Source organism: Planktothrix mougeotii LEGE 06226, assembly GCF_015207485.1.
Taxonomy (GTDB): Bacteria; Cyanobacteriota; Cyanobacteriia; order Cyanobacteriales; family Microcoleaceae; genus Planktothrix.
This window is the reverse complement of the sequence record NZ_JADEWU010000019.1, coordinates 47,915-69,290: the sequence shown is the minus strand read 5'-3', so window position 1 is coordinate 69,290 and position 21,376 is coordinate 47,915. Positions and strand designations below refer to the sequence as shown.

Below are 21,376 nucleotides of genomic sequence, written 5' to 3'. Positions count from 1 at the left end.
CCATAGCAGTTAAGATTTAAGGAATAGTCGGGACTCGCGTTTGCCAATGAATCCAGAATCCACGCTCAATCAGCTTAAAGCCTCCCTTTCGGATGGTCAACTGCCTTCTAGTTATGGTGTCTATTTCAAGAATACGCTAGTTGCACTCTGTCATGCACTTGAAGATCACATTTTGCAAAATAGTGATGCACCTCCAGAGCAACAACCTCTGGTGTTAGTGACATTTCAGGAGGGAAAATGGTATCTTCAAGAAGCTGATCGCTATTTTGATCTGGTTCAATCTTGTCGTCATGTTGTGATTAGCGCCGTTGCAGATAGTGGGTTTTTGACCCATCGTACCGGACAGTTAGAAAATGTTTCTTTAATTAATTTAGACCGTTCTGATAGTTTGGTCATGGAGTGGAATTTAATTATTTTAGCTCCAAGTTATACGACAATGGTATTATGCCATGAATTAATGCCCGATGAATATCCGGCTCATAGCAAACCCACAACTGATACAGAACGAAAATTTTATGGATTATGGACATTTGATCAAAAATTAGTTCGAGAATCTGCTAGAATTTTAATTGAGCGTTTTCGACCCTATAATTCTGAATTAGCAGAGCGTTTATTGCAACAATATCAGGAAATTATAGCGACACCTTATCATCAAGTTCCTGATTTAACCGGAGTTGTTTCTCGGATTGTCAGTTATTTACAATCTTCTCAACAAGAACTGATTACTGTTAACCGCCAAACCCGTGAATTATGGGAATTAGAAGGACAAGCAAAACGAATCAGTCGCAATATTACTGGTAATAAATTACAAGCGTTTTTAAGAATGGCGCAACGGGTTGATGAACGAGATCAAAATAACCCCTGTGCTTCCTTACAAGTCGCAGCATTATCAGAAACCATTGGACAAATTTTAGATCTACCTACAGTAACATTAAGGCGGTTACGATTAGCCGGATTATTATATCGAATTGGGTTATCTTCTGCACCGGATGAAGTGTTTACTCAAAGCCCAGAAGAAATGGATGATGCAACTCGAAAGTTTTGGTCAGAACGGGCATTAATTGGGGCAAGATTATTAGAATCAATGCCAGAATTAGGAATCATTCGAGATGTGGTCGCCCATCAGTTAGAATATTGGGATGGCAGTGGTAAACCTGATGGACAAAAAGCAGAAGAGATTAATATTAAAGCTCGAATTTTAGGGTTAGTTGCTTATTTTCAAAGCTTAACTCACCCTAGAGGAAAACGCCACGCCCATAGCTTAACAGAGGCGGTAGAAAAATGTCAGGAGTTAAGTGGAACTCGGTTTGATCCGGCATTAGTTGAATGCTTGAAAAATGTTGTAAAATTAGCTGAAATTGGGTTAATCCAATTACCAACTCAACCCAGCCAATTACCTAACGTTTGGTTAGAGGAAGCCTTAAGTTCAAAATCTAAATCTCAAACAGAATCTAAAGTTTAACCCGTTTAAATCATCACTTTTTATGACTATGACTCAATCCCCATCTGTTGATCTCAATGCTATTAAGCGAGGAACGATTAAAGACCTCAGTAATATTAATTTATCCGGTGTAGATTTATCGGGAGCTAATTTAGCTGAGGTGAATTTATCCGGCGCTAATTTATCCGGCGCTAATTTATCCGGTGCTAATTTACAAGGAGCGCAACTTCGAGCTAACTTAAGAGGGGTTGATCTATCCGGGGCAAATTTGCAAGGAGCAGACCTCAGAAATGCGGATTTAAGAGGAGCAATTCTGATCAACGCAGAAGTACAAGAAGCGAGTTTTATTGGCGCATTTTTAACGGGCGCAACCTGTGGAAATATAGATTTAAGTGGAATTGATTTCCGGGGTGCTGATTTACGCGGTGTAAATTTATCGCAAGGAATTTTATGTCAAGCGGATTTAAGAAATACAAATTTATCAGGAGCAGATTTATCTCAAGCTGATTTAGAAGAAGCTAATTTATCCGGTGCGATTCTCCGAGGAACAAATTTAGAACGCGCTAATTTACTTTGTGCCATTGTTGAACAAACCGTATTTTTAGGTGTTATTTTAGAGGGTGCTTGTTTGGAAGGAACAACGTTAATAAAAGGTTGACGGTTTCTAGTCTAAAATATGTTAAATTATGCTCATAATTAAGCAATTGGCGAGGAGCTATGCGGTCAATTGAACAACTCACAGAAGAGCTTTTATCTCTCCCTAGTGCATCAAGAGCACTTTTGGCAGAAAAACTCGCAGAAAGTTTAGAATTCGATACTGATCCAAAGATTCAGGCAGCTTGGACATCTGAAGCCCATAAACGACGTAACGAGATCCGAAGCGGTGCTGTGCAAGCCATTCCAGGGGATGAAGCCTTAGCTCAAGTCAGGATGTTGCTTGACCCATGAAGTATGTCTTTCACCCTGAAGCACTGGCTGAATATGCTGAAGCTGTCCAATACTATGCAGGACAAAGTTCTGAAGTAGCACAGGCATTTATTAATGTTGTTGAGGATGCAGTTTATCGAATTAAGGAATCTCCAACTCGCTGGGCTAAATTTGACGAAGATGTTCGGCGATGTTTGACGCGCAAATTTCCCTATAGCATCCTCTATACGATTGAGCAAGACTACATTTTGATTCTAGCCGTGACCCATTGCAGTCGAGAGCCGGGGTATTGGAAAAACCGCAAATAATAGTCGTAGAAAACTAATATGGAGTTTACATGGCAAGACAACCAATTGTTCTCAATGGAATAGAGTTCAAATTCCAGAAAGATGCTATTGAATACTTCAAGAATATATTGGAATCCTATCAAAATGGTCAAACTATAGCAGGTGATGCTCACGGTATGTTGCTGGCTCTTCTGGAGCGCCATCCTGAAGCAGATAAAAAAATTGGATGTGGTGTAAAGCGTTTCTACAAAGATAGAACAGATATGCCAACAAGTTGCTTTTGGATAGAAAGAAACGATGGTTCAAAAACTGACTTTTCTTATCGAACAGCAATTTCTGCGAAAGGAAAGTCTCTTTATCAAGAGTTTTTAGAGGCTTGTCGTGCTGCTGTTCAAGATGATCTTCGGAGAATCAAGAAACAATTCTTTGAAAAATTTTCTGATCAGGATGGAAGAGTTGAATGCGATATTACTGGTGATAAGGTAGCTATCTATGAGAGCCATCTTGACCATAAAACACCATATACATTTGAGGTTATTGTGAATACTTTTATTGGTGCTAATAATATTGAAATAAAACCTGAAATGTTGTCGATGGCTGAGGATGCACAATTTCAAACAACTCTTATTGATATAGAGTTAAAGGATAAATTTCGACAATATCATCATAAAATGGCAAAACTTAGGATTATTAAAGCTGAACTAAATCTTAGTCTTGGAGGATCTCAGAGAATTCTGAAGATCCGTAATCCTGTGTTGATTCCTACGGAAATCATAAGTGACTTCAGCACTTTAGAAGCAACTTGTCAGGAGCGAACAGAATATGAAAGTTAAAACATTAAAAAAGCGACTTGATCGCCCTCGTCCCATAGCCAGCTTGATAATTAGCATTCCTGAAGATGCCTCTATGACCTCAAACGGGTTGCGTCACTGTTAGGCTTTTCAGGATATCAGCTATTGATTGGCACTCCTTTATCTGTGCGATAAGCATTACTAATTTTTACAAAACTTCATAAAAAGTTATAATAGGGAAGTCGGCTAGAGAGCATAGGAATGGTACAGGCTTTGTTTGGAAGCACTTCTTTTCAGACTCAAAGTGGCGATCGCCTTGTCAGCAAGGCTGTCGGGACTGCGATCGCGGCTTTGTTCAAGCGTTCTGAAAAAATTGAAGCCAACGTTCGGGCGGAACCTGTAGCCAAGCTATTGCAGGGAAGCGTCGATGGTTTTGATTTCATCGGAAACGGGATGCTGATGTACAACGGCCTCCGCATTGCCGTCATGGAACTCTATGTGCAAGCGGTGTCTATTGATTTCAGCGCCATTTTTACAGGTCAAGTGAAGTTACGACAACCCACTCAAGCGAGTTTACGGGTGGTGTTAACCGAGGAAGACTTAACGGACTCTTTTAATACCCCGTTTGTCGTCGAAAAACTTCAGCGCCTTCAATATCAGGGAGAACCCTTAAAGTTTACTAAAACTTTAATGACGATTACTCCTGAAAAAGCCCTGCGAATTCAATCCGAAATTCTACTCGGAAATTCACAGGAACCTGTTCAAGTTGATTTTACAACTCAAGTGGAGGTGCAAGACCGTCAAAAAATCCGATTTGTCGATGTTCAATATAGTGGAAATCAGGAGGCTATTAACCTGAGTCAAGCTTTGGTGAACCATGTCAATGATTTATTAGATCTTGACAAATTCGCCTTAGATGGAACCCAATTAAAGGTGGATCGACTGCGAATTCAAAACAATTCTCTGATTTTTTATGGGTCTGCCCAAATCAACCAATTTCCCAAAGGAAAGAAAAGCTAAACCGTTGTTGGTTTATTGTTAAACATTCAATTGTCGGAGGAGAGTTGTTAAAGAAAATCGGTTTGAGTTTGAAGTCGGGAAAAGCAACTGTTCTTCCCGACTTTCATCTTGACAGTAACGTTTGAAACCTGAAAAGATGAGTAAAAACCGATCCGGATCTGGCGTAAAAATAGCACCTCTGATTCGAGGAAATTAAAACTCCAGATCTACAGACCGATTTTGTCCTTAATTTTTCTCATCTTCTGAATTGACTTTAGGAATATAGTCTGGTCTTTCTTTACCTTCCCAACCGGGAGGGCGCTTAGAATTATACCAAGCAATTGATCCAATACTGACTGCCGCAATAAATCCGACAACAAGCACTGCAATCGGAATCCATAGGGTATTACTTGCCATAAGACCGATTTTTTCCTTAATTTAATGATACCTTAACGATTATCTCATTTTTGGTTAATTAAAAACTAAAAGTTCTTGGAATTACACCCACCCCAATATCATCACAATAGCAGGGAAAATCGGGATTAGCATTAAAAATAACAGAAACCCCAGAAGTAATTAAAATATTATCATTCACCAGATAACGATAACAAGCTTCCCCTAAAACCGCATTATAGGAAAATATTGATCATGTATTTTGGCGTAATACTATTACTGTTATTGGGTAGCTTTAGTTTGGGGGCCTTACCCCTAACCCGTTGGATTGTTAAACTTTTATCGGGAAAAAATTTATCCCAATTAGGGACAGGAAATATTAGTGTTTCCGCAGCCTTTTCCCAGGGAGGAAAACAAGCGGGAATCATTGCTGTTATCCTAGAAATAGCACGGGGGATTATTCCAGTAATTACTGCCAAGATTTTATTCCCCAATACTCCAGTTTTGCAAATCGTCAGTTTAATTTTATTAGTCGCAGGGCGATATTTTATTGCTAAAGGAGGAGGCGTTACTAATGCAACTTGGGGAATATTAGTCTATTCTCCGATTATTGCCGTCAGTAGCGGAATCACTGGATTAATGATCTGGAGAGTTAGTTATTTATTATTGCCCATTTCTAAGTCTTCTTCTCGACTTTGGGCATCCCGTTTAGGGTGTTTAAGTGCGATATTTTGGGTGTGGTTTTGGCATCAAAAATCCCAATCTCCTGCCTTTTCTCCTTGGGAATTGGTGGCAGTGATCGGTTTAGCACTTGAATTAGTTATCATTAATTTAGCTCAAAAAGATGATGTAGGACTGTATATGAAACAACAATATTTTAACTTAAAAGATAAACTTGATATTCAACACTGTGGTGAAAAAGCAACCCGATTAAGTGAATTAAAACGGGCTGGGTTTAAAGTTCCTCTAGGGTGGGTTTTGCCAGCTATTAACCGTTTAGAAGATATAAATCTTTCTTTTAAAAAACAAATTCAATTAACAAATTATCCCTTAATTGTACGTTCTTCTGCTATTGGAGAAGATAGTAACCATTCCTCAGCAGCAGGACAATATCAAACCATTGGCCCGATTTATTCCCCGACGGAATTACAACCTGCTATTATTCAATGTCGTCAATCTTATTGGAATTCTGAAGCGATTTCCTATCGTCAAAATCAACATCTTCCTGATGCGGGAATTGCTGTATTAATTCAACCCTATTTAGCCAGTGAAGTTGCAGGCGTAATGTTTACTCGAAACCCCTTAGATGGCGGTTCACAAATTATTATTGAAGCCTTACGAGGGGGGGCAGAATTGGTGGTTGGTGGTCAATTTACTCCCGTCCATTTAGAAATCGAAATCAATACCCCCATTGAACAGTTAAAACTTCCTACAATTTTACCCAAAACGGTTATTTTAGAATTAGTTAAACTCGCCCAAGAAATAGAAACCTTTTATCAAGGTATTCCCCAAGATATTGAATGGTGTTGGGATGGGGTCAAAGTTTGGATTTTGCAAACTCGTCCGATTACTAATTTACACCCTATTTGGACAAGAACTATCGCCGCAGAAGTAATTCCTGGTGTCATTCCTCCCTTAACCTGGTCAATTAATCGTCCCTTAACCTGCGGCGTTTGGGGTGAATTATTTACCTTAGTTTTAGGAAAAAAAGTTTCCCATTTAGATTTTAAACAAACTGCTACCTTATTCGCTTCCCACGCCTATTTTAACGCCAGTTTATTAGGAGAAATTTTTACGTTGATGGGATTACCTAAACAGGGTTTAGAGTTTTTAGTCCGAGGGCAAAAAATGGGAAAACCGCCCCTGAGTAAACTCTTCCCTTCATTACCCGGTTTATGGCGATTAATTCAACGAGAACGGCATTTAGATCAAGATTTTAAACGAGATTTAGAACAGCTATTTTTACCGATATTAAAACAAATTGAATCTCATCAATCCCTAGAATTACTAACCTTAACTCAACTCTTAGAACAAGCTGAAACTATACAAACGGCATTAAAATCCGCGACTTACTATAATATTATTGCCCCCATTGGGTTAGCGATTCGTCGAACCCTTTTTAAAGTCTCTGATAGTTGGATACCCACCCATACTGCCCCAGAAGTTGCTTCAATGCAAGCGTTACAAACTCTAGCGGATCAAATTAGAGAAACCTTTACAGAAACCGAACCCATTACTCATCAATCTTTCGAGCAAAAACTCACAGAAAATCAGCAATTTCATCAACAATTTGAAACGTGGTTACAAACCTACGGCTATTTAAGTGAAGTCGGAACGGATATTTCTGTTCCCAATTGGTTAGAACAACCAGAAATATTTAAAGAAATGCTATTCAAAATCATCAAAAATACGAATTACCGCATGGAAAATTTAAGTGTTTCTAATTTAACTCAATGGGAACAATGGCGACAAGCTCAATGTTATGAACGCACGTTAACGAAAAGTAAAATTGCTGAAGTTTATGGTCAACTTTTAGCTCATTTGCGATGGACAATCTTGGCGATAGAATCTCAAGCCATTACTCAAGGAATATTAGAGAACTCAGGAGATATTTTTTATTTAGAATGGGATGAAATTAAAGCTTGGATAGAACAGAATATTGAACCCGATTTTCTTCCGAAAGTTCATCAACGTCGGAATATTTTTCAAGAAGATAGCGATCGCAGCGTTCCTTCCATTGTTTATGGAAACATTTTACCAAAACCTCGATCACAAACCACTCACAATTCTGCTATTTTACAAGGAATTCCTGCTAGTATTGGATGTGTGGAAGGAATCGTTAAAATTTGTCGTAGTTTAACCAATATTATAGATAAAACCGAGGATAAAATTCTGGTTGTTCCCTACACTGATGCTGGATGGTCGCCGATTTTATTAACCGCAAAAGCCATCATTTCAGAAGTTGGCGGACAACTTTCTCATGGTGCTATTATCGCACGAGAATATGGTATCCCTGCAGTGATGAATATTTCAGGTGCGACTACCTCTTTAAAAGACGGCCAACGAGTGCGAGTTGATGGTTATCAAGGAACTGTTGAAATTTTAGATAGTTAAAACCGTAGGGTGCGTAAGCGCAGCGCACGCACCATAATTTAATATTATCAACAAAATCATAAAATTTTAATTATTTACCTAAATAATATCATGGTTATTTACCTATAAAATTTTAATTATTTACCTCAATAATATCATGGTGCGTGCGCTTTGCTTACGCACCCTACAGGGAGTTATTTACCTCAATAATATCATGGTGCGTGCGCGTTGCTTACGCACCCTACAGGGAGTCTTTTAGGTGTTTTTTTAGGGTGTTGACGGGTAAAGGGCCTTGAAGATGTTGCCAAGGTAAGACTTGCTCTAAATCCCAATTTTGGTTAACATAATATTCCATTGGGGGTAATTTTCCGCGTAATTCTTTGAAGGCTCGGCGATAACTTCCGAGGGAATCTCCATAGTTTCTTACTAATTCTAATAGATGGGAAATCCGACGATCTCCCCTAGAAAGCAGAGCTTGAATTACTGACCATTTATAACTTTCAGGTCGGAAATCAATGTTATTGGATTTTAATTGTTTTTCTAATAATTTCAGTCGTTTTTCTGCATCAGGATTTACCCCAAACCACTGAAACGGAGTGTGAGATTTTGGCACAAAGGTACTACAACCGAGGGTTAATTTAAACCCCGGTACTGCTTTTTTTAACGTCTTCATTAGGTCTATGGTGGCTTCTACATCCTCTAATTCTTCCCCCGGAATCCCTACCATACCATAGAGTTTCATCCCCTGTAAACCGCCATTTTTAGCATTAATAATGGCTTGGATAATTTCTTCATTTTCTAACTTTTTATTGATGATTTTTCGGAGGCGATCGCTACCACTTTCTACAGCAATTGTCAAGGTGCGAGTGTCTCGTTTTGCTAAGGTTTTTGCTAATTTTTCGGTAACGGTATTTGTTCTAACGGAAGCAATACTTAAACGCACATCATCATATTTCGGTTGAGTTAAATAATTTAATAATTCATCAAATTCAGGATGTTGTGTAACGGACGCACCTAATAAACCTAAACGCCGCGTTACTTGCAGTCCCTTTTCAATCGCTGGAATTAAAGATGCTTCTAAACTAGCTGTTCTAAAGGGTAAAGTCAAATAACTGGCTAAACAGAAACGGCACATTTCAGGACAACTTCGAACCACTTCTACCATATAGATATTTTCCCAAGCCGCTTTTTCCGTAACAACCGTTGAAGCGGATAAAATATTGCCTCGATAGGTTTGTTTTTGAACTTCGGGGGGAATATTAGAATCTACAGGTTTAATGGCTTTAATGTTACCTTCTAAACTGTCATAAGATATTTCATATAAACTGGGAATATAAATTCCTGGAATTTGGGCTAAATGTCGTAATTGTGTCGAGCGCGATTCCTGAGAAACCTGTTGATAAGCGTCTATAAAATCGTTTAATAAGTTTTCCCCATCACCCAGTAGAATAATATCAAAAAAATCGGCAAAGGGTTCGGGATTAGCGGTTAATACGGGGCCGCCTCCAAAAATTAAGGGATGTTTTTCTGTCCGATGAACCGAACGCAGGGGAATATTGAGGAATTCTAAACGCTCAAAAATATTAACGTAATCCAGTTCCCAAGAAAAGGAAAAACCAACGAGTTTAGGATGTTGAGGTAAGGGTTCATGCACATCCGTAAATAAACGACTGACTTCTACATCTGAACGCATTGCTAAAGTAGCCCAAACCAGTTGATATCCTAAACTGGTAATGCCAACGGTATATTTATTAGGAAAAGCAAAAATAATCGGAATGGCATCTAAATTAGATGGGGTTGGACTAAACAGTAAACGTTCAGAATCAAACACAGAAGCACTCACAGAATTAATCAATAAAATACTCCTTGAAATATATTTTTATTCTAGCTTAACCTGCTATAACCCCTCTTTTCCTCCCTGTTCCCAGTTCCCAGTTCCCAGTTCCCTGTTCCCTGTTCCCTGCTAGATAACAAAAATCCCACTCAACAGAAGAGAGCGGGATTTTGTTATGAGTATGAAAGTTTTAGGGAAATTTATACTCAACTTTAAAGCGGGTAGAGAGGCGACACCTCGCACTCATCCATCTATATCGGTCTTAGAAGGAAGAACCTAAACCCACATAAGAACCGTAGAAAAACAAACCAACCACAACTAAAACACCTGTTCCCGCAACAGTGGCGATTAACCACAAGGGAAGTCTACCTGATTGCAACACGGTTATTACCTCGTTAATTCAAAAGCTTAATTGACAAGGGATTTTTAGATTTTGGATATGAGATTTAGGATTAATATTTTGGTAAAAAATACGTTTCCTCAATAACGTTCGCGAAGCGTCACGAAGCGAATCCAAAATCGTTAAATCGAGAAAAAATCCAGTTAGTTAAAGAAATAACTGGAGAATAAAATACCCAGAACAAAAATCAACAGCAAACCTAAATAGAGTGAAGTTCTGTTCAACTCAACAGGTTGACGATTGGGATTGGTACTCCGATCCATGGTGATTCTCCTATCGTTGAATAAATTGCATAGCCGCGATCGCACCCAGGAAGAAAACCGTAGGTACTGCTAAAGTATGAACGGCTAACCAACGGACTGTAAAAATCGGATAAGTTATCGGTTCATTGGAACTGGTACCAGTTGCCATTTTATTAAACTCCTTTGTCAACTATTTACTAATGAAATCGCCAATTTGATCTTTGCTATTAAAGCGATCGCTTACAATCGGAAGTTCCTGCCGTTGTTGAGTAAAATACTCATCAGGGCGAGGGGTTCCAAAAGCATCGTAAGCTAAACCGGTGCTGACAAACAGCCAACCTGCAATAAATAAAGCCGGAATTGTAATACTGTGAATCACCCAATACCGGATACTGGTAATAATATCGCCAAAAGGACGCTCTCCAGTTGTTCCTGACATCGTTAAATCTCCTCAAGCAACGGTTGAACACTCAAATCTATATGATACGGGAGCAGGGAATGTGGAACAAGCCTACTCCATTGATTTATCTCAGGTTTATTTAAGCCGTTTGTGGGGTTGAACCTTGATAACGGAGTAATGTCCCCCTCTGACCCAGGACAAACCCTTGTTCCGGGTCGAAAAACTTGATTTTGTACAGATTCGATGGGACATTTTCTACTTCCCGATCTTTCTGCCAAGTTTGGCCACCGTCAAAACTACAGAGGAGATTTCCACTCCCGCCACTGACCCAAATTTCTTCGGGAGTGCGATAAGCTAAATCCAAAAATCCCCAACTGGTAGAATATTCTGGGTTAACCGGATCACCCCAGGCTTTGATATCCTCTGGGTCAGTAAACCGCAATTCACCGCCCCGAGCAATCATCCACAAACGGCCATCTTCACCAAAACCAATCTTTTCTAACCGTTTAGAACTGTAACGGTTATGAGGTTCCCACGCTTTAGATCCCGGTTCCCAAGTTGAGTAAAAATTACCCTTAGCCGAAACGCTAATATAGCGACCATCCGCAGAACGAGACAGACTTCTGACAAAACCTACAGCATCTTCAACAAGAGCTTTCCAGGTTTTACCACCATCTTCGGTTTGGTAAATCGCTCCCACATCCGTTGTCATTTCTGCGGTATTGGGACTAAGAGCCACAATACTATAAGGAGCGCCGGGTAATTTGGCATTGAGGGTAATTCGCTCCCACTTGTTCCCTTCATTGGTGGTATGCAACAAAATAGAAGGCAGTCCCACAATCCAGCCCTCAGACCCTTTAAAGCTGATGGCGTTGAAGCGGACTTTTTCTTCCCCTAAATCCAGTTGCTTGACTTGCCAATGGTCGCCCCCATCGGTGGTTTCCAATAGCGTCGCCTCACTGCCCACAATCCAACCATGTTTCGGGTTAGTTCCGGTAAAGGCAATGTCAGCTAAATTCGCTTGGGTTTCAGTGGGAACCACTTCCCAGGGATTGTAACTGAGTTGGGGCAGGTATCGACAGCTTGCACAAATTAATGCAACTGTCAAGACTATAACGATTTTTTGCAGAAATTTAACAATGTGCATTAGATTCAATGAAATTTTAATCCCTCAATTTAGGCCATACAAGCTCATAAAGAACAAAAATCCCAAGGCCAAGCTCCCAAAAATTAGGAGATTCTTTTGCTGGGCGGTCAAGGTATTTACCCCCAAACCAAAGCCTAAGTTCTCTTGAAACCCAGAGGGGTTTTCCTCAGAGCCAATATTGATAAACTGGCTTTTCGGTGCGCCACAGACGGGACAACGCCACTTTGTCGGTAAATCTGTAAACGCTGTCCCCGCAAGAACATTAGAACTGCCTTTGGTTGGCTCATAGACATAGCCACAAGCTTTACACTCATGGCGATCAAGGGCTGTCACTTCAGTGGCTGGTTCACTCATTTGAACAGGGATGAGTTGAGAATTATTAGAATAACTATTAAATAATATTACAAAATTTGAGCAAATCACAACAGACCTTCCCACATCAGGATTAACAACAGATGTACATTTAGACTGTATCCCCCCTACCCTAAAATACAGAAAGCGGACTTTCGTTAAATAGGTACGACCCTGAACGGTAGAAGAATGACGATCAAGCCCTAAAATTTTACAGAGTTGTAAATTTAAGAATTCCCGGTTAGATCGAAGATTAACGGGGGATTATGTCAAAATGTAAAAAATCAGTTACAAACCTAGCGCGATCTGTGATTTATTGTGTTTGTTCTTAGTGGCTACGAATATTTTTTAGGCTTCTTAATCATTTGCAGCCTAGTTCCTATCCTGGCTTTGGGCGCGTCCAAAGTCCTACGACCCAAAAGCCGGAGTGGTGTCCGTCGCACCACCTACGAATCGGGGAACGAACCCATCGGAGGGGCATGGATTCAATTCAACATCCGATACTATATGTTCGCCTTGGTGTTTGTCGTCTTCGACGTTGAAACCGTGTTTCTCTACCCTTGGGCCGTTGCCTTCCACAATTTGGGACTGTTGGCCTTTATTGAAGCCCTGATATTTATTGCAATTCTTGTCATTGCACTGGTTTACGCTTGGCGTAAAGGTGCCTTGGAATGGTCATAAAAGGTGATAAAACCATGACTCAAAGCATTTCACCCGAAATGGAAAAAATTATCAATCCGGTTGGACGTCCCCAAGTCACTCAGGAACTCTCGGAAAACGTGATTCTGACAACGGTGGATGACCTTTACAATTGGGCAAGGCTGTCTAGCTTATGGCCTTTGTTGTACGGGACAGCTTGTTGTTTTATTGAATTTGCTGGTTTAATTGGTTCTCGGTTTGACTTTGACCGTTTTGGTTTGGTTCCTCGGTCTAGTCCTCGACAAGCGGATTTATTGATTACCGCCGGAACCATTACCATGAAATATGCTCCGATTTTGGTGCGTTTGTACGAACAAATGCCCGAACCGAAGTATGTGATTGCTATGGGAGCTTGTACCGTTACTGGGGGAATGTTTAGCATGGACTCCACAACGGCCGTGCGAGGGGTTGATAAATTAATTCCTGTGGATGTCTATATTCCAGGGTGTCCTCCTCGTCCTGAAGCCATTATTGATGCGGTGATCAAACTGCGGAAGAAAATTGCGGATGATTCCTTGCAGGAACGGGCTAATCTTCAACAAACCCATCGCTATTACACCCGACCTCATAATATGAAACCTGTTCCCCCGATTTTAACAGGTGAATATTTAGTCACCGAATCCCGTCAAGTTCCCCCTAAACAGTTAACCGAAGCTATGGGAATGCCGATTCCTCCCGCTTTAATTGCCGAACGGACAAAGGAGGAAAAACGTGGCTAATTCCGAAGCCCCCCTTGTTGAAGCCGGAAAAGTTTCTCAATGGCTCAGTCAAAATGGCTTTGACCATGAATCCCTTGGCCCTAATAAAATGGGCGTGGAAATGATTAAAGTGGATCGAGATTATTTGATCCCCCTGGCGACTGCTTTGTATGCCTATGGATTTAACTACTTGCGTTGTCAATGCGCTTATGATGCTGGCCCTGGGGATGCCTTAGTCAGCGTTTATCACTTAGTTAAAATTGATGACAATGTGGAACAACCCCAGGAAATCTGCGTCAAGGTCTTCGTTCCACGGGATGATCCCAGAGTCCCTTCAGTTTACTGGATCTGGAAAGCGGCCGATTTTCAGGAGCGAGAATCCTACGATATGTATGGTATCGTCTACGAAGGTCATCCCAATCTCAAACGGATTTTAATGCCGGAAGATTGGGTCGGTTGGCCTTTAAGAAAAGATTATATCTCTCCTGATTTCCATGAATTGCAGGATGCCTATTGAGCCCTTAGATATTGATGAGCTTCTAGCACCCCAGAATTAATCGGGGTGCTGGTGTTGCTCAAACCTAAATTTAATTGAAAGATGCAATTCAATCCGGCGATCCAAATTGCCAGATCTCTAGGAAGTCTGATATAGTTGCCTACGATAATGTAGAATTCATATCCGGCTTGGACTTGATACACTCGCTTATTCTAAATTAAGGGGTGTAGTTACAAGGTTAAGCAACGGGTTCTGCCCGCAGCTAAACGGAATCAGTCTTCGCAATTCACTTTGGTGGAGGAGTCAAATCGTGAGCACTCTCAACGGTACAACATTTAATGATATTAATTTCAACGGCATCTTTGATGCTGGAGATCTTGCACTTCCCAATGTCACTGTCTTTTTAGATAGCAATGGCAATGGTTTACCCGAGTCCCTAGAAACAGTTTCGATCACTGATATTAACGGTTTTTATTCGTTTCCTAATCTAGCGGCAGGAAGCTATCAAGTTGGACAAGTCGTTCCTCCAGGTTTTACACGGACAACGATACCCAGCCCTATCACCCTAACAGGAGCCGCAGATACAGCTACATTTAACATCGCCAATACTGGAGCCTTTACTCCTGTTGTTCCGTCTCTAAGTGGCAACATTGCAGGGGCTGTCTTTGTAGATAACAATCTGCTCGGTCTCTACAACTACGTCTACGACGATAACGGCAATATCGTTCCCTATAATTCCAACATCTACGACAGTAACGGCAACCTGATTGTCAATACTAATGGGTTTGCCAATACTCAGATATATGATCCCTTTACGGATGCGACGTTACCGAATATTCCGGTCTACATTGACCTGAACAACGATGGTTTCCTCAACTCCAACGAACCTAGCACGTTTACGAATGAAGCCGGGTTTTATAACTTCAACGTTCTACCCGCCGGTTCCTACCTGTTGAGAATTGCTCAACCTTCTGAGGTAACAGGAGAAAACTCGATTCTGGGTGATCTCTTATCCACAACCAATACTCCGTTAGTAGTTGATGTCTTTGGCGGATCAACCGTCAGAGCCGATCTGGGTGTTGTTGCTCCCAATAGTGTTTACGGTAAAGTCATTAATGACCTGAATGGTAATGGCTTCCCCGAAGCTTCAGAACCTGGAATTCAAGGCGTTACGGTCTTTATTGATTCTAATGGCAATAACGTCTTTGACTTAGGCGAAAAGTCTACAACCAGTGGTGCTGATGGGGCTTACATTATCAAAGGCTTAGATACTAATGTTGGACAACAATCTAACGAAACCTTAGCTCAAAACCCCTACCTGGCTTACCAGCTTTTAGCCGATCCCCTTTCTGTCGCCAACACCTTCCCGGTGACTTCAGTTCCTCCAACCTCATCCTACGTTAGAACTTCACCTCTGCCGGGAGCTACAATTGATGCTCCGGTGATTCCAGCAGGTTCTGCTCAGGCTAACTTCCTCTATACTTTTGCTCCTACAGCAACTGCCGTCTTACCGGACAGCATCACAGGATTTGTTTTCAACGATCTTAATGGTGATGGCATTGTTCAACCGGGTGAACCCAATCTGCCCGGTGCGGAAATCTATCTCGATTTGAACAACAACAACGCACTAGATTCCGGTGAACGCAGTGTGATTACGGATGCGGCGGGTTCCTTCGGGTTCTTGAATCTTCCCACACCAGGTGACTACATCGTTCGGACAACGGATGAGTTCCTTACCACGGCCGTTCCTAATGTCATTTTAGGTGTGAATCAAGCAGCCCAAGTTGCCGTTGGTTTGGCGACCTTTGAACCGAGTCCCGCTATTAACCAAAACGCTTTAATTCCCATTCTGGGAACCACTGTCGTTTAAAACGGACATAGCATCAAATTTGCTATTTATTTAATCTTGTTTCATCCTAGAGCAGCAGTCTGGCTTACACAGCCCCTAGCTTTGCTCTAGGATGATATTTTTTTACCTCACCAGTCAGGATTTTTCCACCCGCAATTTGTATCAAGATACTCAGATTTTTTGGGTTACTCCTGATTAATTTAGAGTAGGCTAGATTAAGTGGAGTTTAATACTTAACAATTTGTCTCAAGTTTTAGCAACTTCAACCTTTCCCGCCAGCACGTTTAAGTTGAACAATGGTTTAACGGTGATTCACCAGCAAATTCCGGCAACCCCAGTTGTCGTTGTTGATGTCTGGGTAAGGGCTGGTGCCATTTATGAGCCGGATATGTGGTCAGGAATGGCCCACTTTTTAGAACACATGATTTTTAAAGGTACAGAGTGGATTGGCCCTGGTGTGTTCGATCAAGTGATTGAAAGTTGTGGGGGTGTGGCGAATGCGGCCACCAGTCACGATTATGCTCATTTTTATATTACAACGGCTGCTCAATATTTGAAGGAAACATTGCAGGCTTTAGGGGATTTATTACTACACGCAACGATTCCCGAAAGCGAGTTTAATCGAGAACGGGATGTGGTTTTAGAAGAAATTCGTCAAGCGCAAGATGATCCTGATTGGCTGAGTTTTCAAGCCTTGATGGAAACGGTGTATGAACGTCACCCCTACAGTCGTTCTGTTTTGGGTACAGAAGCGAAATTAATGGAACACTCGCCCTATGAAATGCGTTGCTTCCATCGATGTCGTTACCAACCGGAAAATATGGCGGTTGTGATTATTGGGGGTGTGGAGGAGCAGCAAGCTTTGGATTTAATTCATGAAGCCTTTGATAATTTTTTCCCCCCTGCTAGTTTCCCCCATCTTTATGAGGTGGTTCGTCCCCAAATTAAAGAAATTCGTCGCCGAGAACTGCGTTTACCTTATATTGAAGAAGCACGATTAACCTTAGCGTGGACAGGGCCAGGAGTTGACCATTTAAGACAAGCTTATGGCTTAGATTTAATTTCTTCCATGATCGCATCGGGACGAACTTCTCGATTAGTCCAAAAACTGCGGGAGAAACTTCAGCTTGTTCATGATATTTGCAGTGATTTTTCTTTACAACAAGAGTCTAGCTTATTTACGATTAGTGCTTTATTAGAACCTCAATATTTAGAGAAAGTAGAAGACTTAATTTGTGAAGAAATTCATGAATTAATGATTGAGCCAATTTCTGAAGCTGAATTGAGGCGAAGTCAACGTTTTCTTTGTAATGACTATGCCTTTTCAACAGAAACCCCAGGACAGTTAGCGGGATTATATGGATATTATTTCACCGTCGCAGAACCTGATTTATCCGTAACTTATCCCCTACAAATTCAATCCTTTCAGCCTTTAGAACTTCAAAATATTGTGACTGAACTCCTGAATTTAAACCATTATGCAGTGATGGTTGTTCAGCCATAAGGGAGGACAATAGGAATATTTATGCTGTTTAGATTAATATTGGATATAACTGATATATAATATTAATTATATCCAATATTAATTCTTCCGAAAATAGCTATCATGTTTGAAAATTATAGCCCAAAAGTAAGCTATAATTTTCAAACATGAAACAGCCCTGTCCCCCATCCTCTGCCTAACTAGCCATCTAAACTCTCCAAACTAAGAGGAACCATATCGCCTTGAAACGTGAGTCCTAAAAACATTTCCTCTTTCGGTCGAATAATTTTTCCTGTTAAGACACAGCGTTCTTCCTGTTCTGCAATGGCGGAAATATGGGCACGGATATCTTCTCTGGTCAACGACGGGCGATAATCGCCTGATTTTTGTTGGACATAATTCCACAGTATGTCTCGAATCAGGGCTTGATAGCCTTTGTTCTTAGCCAGTCCTTTTAATCTTTCTTTGAGTTCCCGTTCTAGGCGAATGCTGGTCACTTCCATATCAGTCGTTGAAGTTCGAGGAAGGGTATACATAATTTTTTCTCCATGAATAGGTAGACATCTCTGTAATATTAGTGTAGTATAAATAACGTAAGATTAAAACTATCTATATCGAGGTTCAGCTTTCAAGTGATCAACTTATCCACATTCAGGCTAAATTCCAATTGTTTCAAGGGTTCAGGCTCATCTGATGCAGCTACCTGGAATCCTGAAACCGGAACCTCTATGGTTGAGGGCCAGTCTAGCAGTGGTTATAGTGATCCATTAGAACCCAATCCATCAAAGATATCCGATCAATTCCACTTTGACCCCTTAACAATTGCATCATTCTTTTTTCATCACCGAAGCGGGAGGTACAAATTGAGATGAACTGTACCCAAACCCAAACCCAAACCGAACTCGGTTGAACCCCCGCTTCCTCATCAGAAAAACAGGCGGGGGTTTGTGTTTGTATCAATAAGTGTAAATGGAGTCAAGCCGTGACCAGCCCAACTGACGTATTAAGGCAATCTGTGGTCGTATTCTCCCCCAATTATTTGCCCATGAACCGAGTCAATATCAAACGGGCAATTGGTTTGTTAGTGACTGGAAAAGCTGAACCTCTGGAACTTAATTCCAATGACTCCGGTTGGTTTGTCCATTCTCCGAGTCTGGTACTTCACGTTCCAGCCCAAATTCGTTTAACGATAGCGGGTCAAGAACGAATTTGGAAGGTTCCCCCGGTCAACCGTCGGGAAATTCTGCGGCGAGATCACCAATGCTGCCAATATTGCGGGAGTACAAAACGATTAACCATTGATCACGTCTTTCCCCGTTCTCGTGGGGGTACTCATACCTGGGATAACGTCGTCACGGCTTGTGAACGTTGCAATACCACTAAAGGCAATCGCACTCCTGAAGAAGCTCGAATGCCCTTACGCACGAAACCCAAAGCCCCCATCCACCCAGTCGTTGCTTTCGCCGAATATTTCTGGCAAGGGTTGTAGGGTGTCGGTGAACAGCTAACCGTCAACTGTCAACCAACCCTTGGCTTTTCTGAAAAGGGATTCAAAATCAATGCTGAAGTTAACTTATACGGAAACAGCGTTTCATATTGAGCGTCTCAGTCAATCTCCAGAACAACTGGTGGCGCTGCGGGTGAAGTTGGCAATGCGAATGGGCCAAACGATGGTTGTTGAACCGAGTTCTGCCTCGTTTCTGTTACCTGTCAATGTCTCCACCTTGTCGATGTTAGAGGCGGCTGTTCGTCAACAACGCTCAGAAGCAATTGCCTTATGTGTGGCGGATACAGAAACCATTGAAGTTAGTTTAACTGGAACTTGGATTACTGTTGATCCAGAGGGTGAAAGTGGAATTTTTCTCACGGTTTTAGGCGATCGCACTGAATCATTACTCTATCACCTCTGGCTACAAGCATCGGGCAATACTTCCGTGATTCGAGATTAATTTGAGGGGGGTTAACACAGTCATAATATTCAAGATTTGTCTTAACTCACCCTCCCCTACTGATTGCTGATTAACCTACATTTTTTTGATAAATTTCTAATGGTAAATTATCAGGATCTTTAAAAAATGTATATCGTTTACCTGTGATTTCATCTCGTTTAATCGGTTCTACACAAATCCCCTTCCCTAATAAATCAGCAACACTTAGGTCAATATTATCAACTTCAAAGGCTAAATGTCTTAAGCCACAGGCTTCCGGTTGATTCGGTCTTTGAGGAGGATTTGGAAATGAAAATAACTCAATCTGATCCTGAGTTCCGACTCGTAAATCTAATTTATAAGAATTTCGTTCTGATCTAAAGGTTTCTGCAATAATTTCAAACCCTAAAAGATTGACATAAAAATTTTTAGATTTTTGATAATTAGAACAAATAATTGCAATGTGATGGATTTTATTGATTTTCATCATTTCTCCTGCTCAAACTTAGAATTATTATCTTGTGTCAACGGTGTCAACTTCTGCTATTCTATAGAATCTATTCTCAACAATACTTTGGCTCACTGTGCTGTATCCCAGCCAACAATCTTGGCCTTCTTCTCCTCCTTGGACACCAGTTTTTCTAACTCAACACCTAGACGAAACGCTACATTTAGGGTATAATTGATGAAATCTCCCAATAGTAACGCTATATCTAGTATTTGGGAAAATGATCGTCCAGAATCTAGGTGTTTGCCCATGTCTCAAAATTTAATCAAGGCTGGAGTTATTGTGCCGAGTCAATGGCCCCTAGCCCGTGTCTGGTTAGAAGTTGCCACCTTACTTAGTATTGCGCCCCGACACATTGAGCGCCTAGAATTCTGGCCCCATCAAATTTGGGTAAAAATTCAACAAAAAAAAGCGGTTTTCGTCAGTTATCGTCGCTTACCCCTGTGGAAAGAAACGGGGTTAGAGTCAATTCAAAATTGTAGCGAACGCTCCAGCTTAGAGCAATTAGGAGAAATGCTCAGTTTAGAAGTCAAACACTATAAAAACCAGTATAGCCCTGTTATTTTAGAAGAATGGCGTTCAGCTTGGGCGAAAAAATCTCAATACTTTAAACTCGAAGCTCAACGACAAGCCCAAGAAGAAGAACAACTCAAACCCATTCGTGAGCGTGAACAGGCTGGTCAACAATGGCACGAAGGCTGGAAAACAATTTTACATTATTGTAATAGCTTTGACTCCTTAGAACGATTAGCTCCTGAACTGCAACAACAAAGCCAAGAATTTGCCGACTTACCCGAAGGCGAAACAGCCATGCAATTGTGGCATCAACGGTGGCAAGAACTTACCCAAGCGACGGCCTAGTCAACCGCTAACCGGAATATTCCCGATAGCACGTCACTGTTAATCCTGAGATTAACAGTTTATTCCCGTTGGTGCTATTAATTGGCAACAGATTAAGATATAATAAAGTCGGTTTGAATTTCCAGAGTGCTGTATTAAACCCAAAAATCAGGGTCGTAATCGAGCTCAAAAGTATCGCACAAGGATACAAAATCAGGGTTAGCGCTGAATCCATTATCGGCGCGATGAAGATAGATATACCCTGTATGGGGGATGACCTTTCAGACTCCCTTGTTAACTTGGGTTAGCAAAAATATATCGCTGACGATTACCTTAAACCCATCGTCAACGGCTATTGAAGACGTAGCAACGTTCAAAACGTCAAATTTTTTTGACTCTCTCCAAAAGTAGGGTAAGACATACCCGAAGTCTAAGTCAAATATTCTCCGTAAATCTTGGGGAGATCAGACCCTCTAGGTGGCTTTTGCTTACCTTTATTTGTTATGTTTTTGCATCATTAAATGTTGTAGAAACACTCAAAAATAAAGGGGTGCTTTTGCTGGGATTTTA

General features: G+C 41.0%; 26 protein-coding genes. 15 read left to right on the top strand and 11 right to left on the bottom strand.

Annotation, left to right across the window (positions count from 1 at the left end):
* Positions 1 to 46 precede the first annotated feature (46 nt).
* The 6 genes from IQ236_RS10810 to IQ236_RS10785 all read left to right on the top strand — a co-directional run bounded on the left by IQ236_RS10810 (position 47) and on the right by IQ236_RS10785 (position 4,466).
* Positions 47 to 1,462 (top strand): DICT sensory domain-containing protein, encoded by a 1,416-nt coding sequence (locus IQ236_RS10810; RefSeq protein WP_193869255.1) that lies wholly within the window; start codon positions 47 to 49, stop codon positions 1,460 to 1,462.
* A gap of 22 nt (positions 1,463 to 1,484) precedes the next feature.
* On the top strand, positions 1,485 to 2,099 hold the full coding sequence (locus tag IQ236_RS10805) for a pentapeptide repeat-containing protein (RefSeq protein WP_193869254.1): 615 nt from the start codon (positions 1,485 to 1,487) through the stop codon (positions 2,097 to 2,099).
* A gap of 59 nt (positions 2,100 to 2,158) precedes the next feature.
* Positions 2,159 to 2,389, top strand: a complete 231-nt coding sequence (locus IQ236_RS10800) for an addiction module protein (protein WP_190515266.1) — start codon at positions 2,159 to 2,161, stop codon at positions 2,387 to 2,389.
* Positions 2,386 to 2,676: a type II toxin-antitoxin system RelE/ParE family toxin gene (locus tag IQ236_RS10795; protein WP_193869253.1), complete on the top strand. Its 291-nt coding sequence runs from the start codon at positions 2,386 to 2,388 to the stop codon at positions 2,674 to 2,676. The genes IQ236_RS10800 and IQ236_RS10795 overlap by 4 nt, the downstream gene beginning before the upstream one ends.
* 29 nt (positions 2,677 to 2,705) lie before the next feature.
* Positions 2,706 to 3,488 carry a DCL family protein gene (locus tag IQ236_RS10790; protein ID WP_193869252.1) on the top strand — a complete coding sequence of 261 codons (783 nt, stop codon included), beginning with the start codon at positions 2,706 to 2,708 and terminating at the stop codon, positions 3,486 to 3,488.
* A gap of 219 nt (positions 3,489 to 3,707) precedes the next feature.
* The gene (locus IQ236_RS10785; RefSeq protein ID WP_193869251.1) at positions 3,708 to 4,466 is read left to right on the top strand and encodes an LmeA family phospholipid-binding protein; all 759 of its coding nucleotides are present in this window, start codon (positions 3,708 to 3,710) and stop codon (positions 4,464 to 4,466) included.
* A gap of 225 nt (positions 4,467 to 4,691) precedes the next feature.
* Here the strand turns inward: IQ236_RS10785 and psb35 are convergent, their stop codons facing one another.
* Positions 4,692 to 4,862 carry a photosystem II assembly protein Psb35 gene (psb35, locus tag IQ236_RS10780; RefSeq protein WP_186440307.1) on the bottom strand — a complete coding sequence of 57 codons (171 nt, stop codon included), beginning with the start codon at positions 4,860 to 4,862 and terminating at the stop codon, positions 4,692 to 4,694.
* Positions 4,863 to 5,093: 231 nt separating this feature from the next.
* Between psb35 and IQ236_RS10775 the strand changes: the two genes are divergently transcribed.
* Complete coding sequence (locus IQ236_RS10775) at positions 5,094 to 7,952, top strand: glycerol-3-phosphate acyltransferase (RefSeq protein WP_193869250.1); 2,859 nt, start codon at positions 5,094 to 5,096, stop codon at positions 7,950 to 7,952.
* A gap of 220 nt (positions 7,953 to 8,172) precedes the next feature.
* On the opposite strand, the gene IQ236_RS10770 is transcribed toward IQ236_RS10775, so the two are convergent.
* The 7 genes from IQ236_RS10770 to IQ236_RS10740 all read right to left on the bottom strand — a co-directional run bounded on the left by IQ236_RS10770 (position 8,173) and on the right by IQ236_RS10740 (position 12,308).
* Entirely contained in the window at positions 8,173 to 9,774 is a 1,602-nt protein-coding gene (locus IQ236_RS10770) for a B12-binding domain-containing radical SAM protein (RefSeq protein WP_193869275.1), read from the bottom strand.
* 253 nt (positions 9,775 to 10,027) lie between these two features.
* The gene (locus tag IQ236_RS10765; protein WP_072718248.1) at positions 10,028 to 10,147 is read right to left on the bottom strand and encodes a photosystem II reaction center protein J; all 120 of its coding nucleotides are present in this window, start codon (positions 10,145 to 10,147) and stop codon (positions 10,028 to 10,030) included.
* 161 nt (positions 10,148 to 10,308) lie between these two features.
* Entirely contained in the window at positions 10,309 to 10,428 is a 120-nt protein-coding gene (locus IQ236_RS10760) for a photosystem II reaction center protein L (RefSeq protein ID WP_190515277.1), read from the bottom strand.
* Positions 10,429 to 10,438: 10 nt separating this feature from the next.
* Positions 10,439 to 10,576: a cytochrome b559 subunit beta gene (gene psbF / locus IQ236_RS10755; protein WP_072718246.1), complete on the bottom strand. Its 138-nt coding sequence runs from the start codon at positions 10,574 to 10,576 to the stop codon at positions 10,439 to 10,441.
* Between the two features lie 21 nt (positions 10,577 to 10,597).
* Positions 10,598 to 10,846, bottom strand: a complete 249-nt coding sequence (psbE, locus tag IQ236_RS10750; RefSeq protein ID WP_072718245.1) for a cytochrome b559 subunit alpha — start codon at positions 10,844 to 10,846, stop codon at positions 10,598 to 10,600.
* A gap of 100 nt (positions 10,847 to 10,946) precedes the next feature.
* Positions 10,947 to 11,954, bottom strand: coding sequence for a photosynthesis system II assembly factor Ycf48 (locus IQ236_RS10745; protein WP_193869249.1), 1,008 nt, complete (start codon positions 11,952 to 11,954; stop codon positions 10,947 to 10,949).
* 24 nt (positions 11,955 to 11,978) lie between these two features.
* Positions 11,979 to 12,308 (bottom strand): rubredoxin, encoded by a 330-nt coding sequence (locus IQ236_RS10740; protein WP_072718712.1) that lies wholly within the window; start codon positions 12,306 to 12,308, stop codon positions 11,979 to 11,981.
* A gap of 315 nt (positions 12,309 to 12,623) precedes the next feature.
* Here IQ236_RS10740 and ndhC point away from each other — a divergent pair, with 315 nt between their 5' ends.
* From ndhC to IQ236_RS10725, 3 genes are read left to right on the top strand one after another with little or no spacing between them, the layout of a single operon-like run.
* Positions 12,624 to 12,986, top strand: coding sequence for a photosynthetic/respiratory NAD(P)H-quinone oxidoreductase subunit C (gene ndhC, locus IQ236_RS10735; RefSeq protein WP_072718243.1), 363 nt, complete (start codon positions 12,624 to 12,626; stop codon positions 12,984 to 12,986).
* 14 nt (positions 12,987 to 13,000) lie between these two features.
* The gene (ndhK, locus tag IQ236_RS10730) at positions 13,001 to 13,723 is read left to right on the top strand and encodes a photosynthetic/respiratory NAD(P)H-quinone oxidoreductase subunit K (RefSeq protein WP_193869248.1); all 723 of its coding nucleotides are present in this window, start codon (positions 13,001 to 13,003) and stop codon (positions 13,721 to 13,723) included.
* Positions 13,716 to 14,219, top strand: coding sequence for an NAD(P)H-quinone oxidoreductase subunit J (locus tag IQ236_RS10725; protein WP_190515283.1), 504 nt, complete (start codon positions 13,716 to 13,718; stop codon positions 14,217 to 14,219). The genes ndhK and IQ236_RS10725 overlap by 8 nt, the downstream gene beginning before the upstream one ends.
* On the opposite strand, the gene IQ236_RS10720 is transcribed toward IQ236_RS10725, so the two are convergent.
* On the bottom strand, positions 14,213 to 14,401 hold the full coding sequence (locus tag IQ236_RS10720) for a hypothetical protein (protein ID WP_193869247.1): 189 nt from the start codon (positions 14,399 to 14,401) through the stop codon (positions 14,213 to 14,215). The two genes, IQ236_RS10725 and IQ236_RS10720, sit on opposite strands and share 7 nt — an antisense overlap.
* Before the next feature lie 107 nt (positions 14,402 to 14,508).
* On the opposite strand from IQ236_RS10720, the gene IQ236_RS28180 reads away from it, so the two are divergent.
* A complete protein-coding gene (locus IQ236_RS28180; RefSeq protein WP_193869246.1) occupies positions 14,509 to 16,068 on the top strand; it encodes an SdrD B-like domain-containing protein in 1,560 nt (519 codons plus the stop codon).
* A 220-nt stretch (positions 16,069 to 16,288) separates the two neighbouring features.
* Entirely contained in the window at positions 16,289 to 17,551 is a 1,263-nt protein-coding gene (locus tag IQ236_RS10710) for a M16 family metallopeptidase (protein ID WP_193869245.1), read from the top strand.
* A gap of 179 nt (positions 17,552 to 17,730) precedes the next feature.
* Here the strand turns inward: IQ236_RS10710 and IQ236_RS10705 are convergent, their stop codons facing one another.
* On the bottom strand, positions 17,731 to 18,066 hold the full coding sequence (locus IQ236_RS10705) for a ribbon-helix-helix domain-containing protein (RefSeq protein WP_190515288.1): 336 nt from the start codon (positions 18,064 to 18,066) through the stop codon (positions 17,731 to 17,733).
* A 446-nt stretch (positions 18,067 to 18,512) separates the two neighbouring features.
* Here IQ236_RS10705 and IQ236_RS10700 point away from each other — a divergent pair, with 446 nt between their 5' ends.
* Positions 18,513 to 19,019, top strand: a complete 507-nt coding sequence (locus IQ236_RS10700; RefSeq protein ID WP_190515290.1) for an HNH endonuclease — start codon at positions 18,513 to 18,515, stop codon at positions 19,017 to 19,019.
* Positions 19,020 to 19,089: 70 nt separating this feature from the next.
* Positions 19,090 to 19,479: an alr0857 family protein gene (locus IQ236_RS10695; protein ID WP_190515291.1), complete on the top strand. Its 390-nt coding sequence runs from the start codon at positions 19,090 to 19,092 to the stop codon at positions 19,477 to 19,479.
* 70 nt (positions 19,480 to 19,549) lie between these two features.
* Here the strand turns inward: IQ236_RS10695 and gloA2 are convergent, their stop codons facing one another.
* On the bottom strand, positions 19,550 to 19,945 hold the full coding sequence (gene gloA2, locus IQ236_RS10690) for an SMU1112c/YaeR family gloxylase I-like metalloprotein (protein WP_193869274.1): 396 nt from the start codon (positions 19,943 to 19,945) through the stop codon (positions 19,550 to 19,552).
* Positions 19,946 to 20,143: 198 nt separating this feature from the next.
* Here gloA2 and IQ236_RS10685 point away from each other — a divergent pair, with 198 nt between their 5' ends.
* A complete protein-coding gene (locus tag IQ236_RS10685) occupies positions 20,144 to 20,827 on the top strand; it encodes a hypothetical protein (RefSeq protein ID WP_228041545.1) in 684 nt (227 codons plus the stop codon).
* Positions 20,828 to 21,376 lie beyond the last annotated feature (549 nt).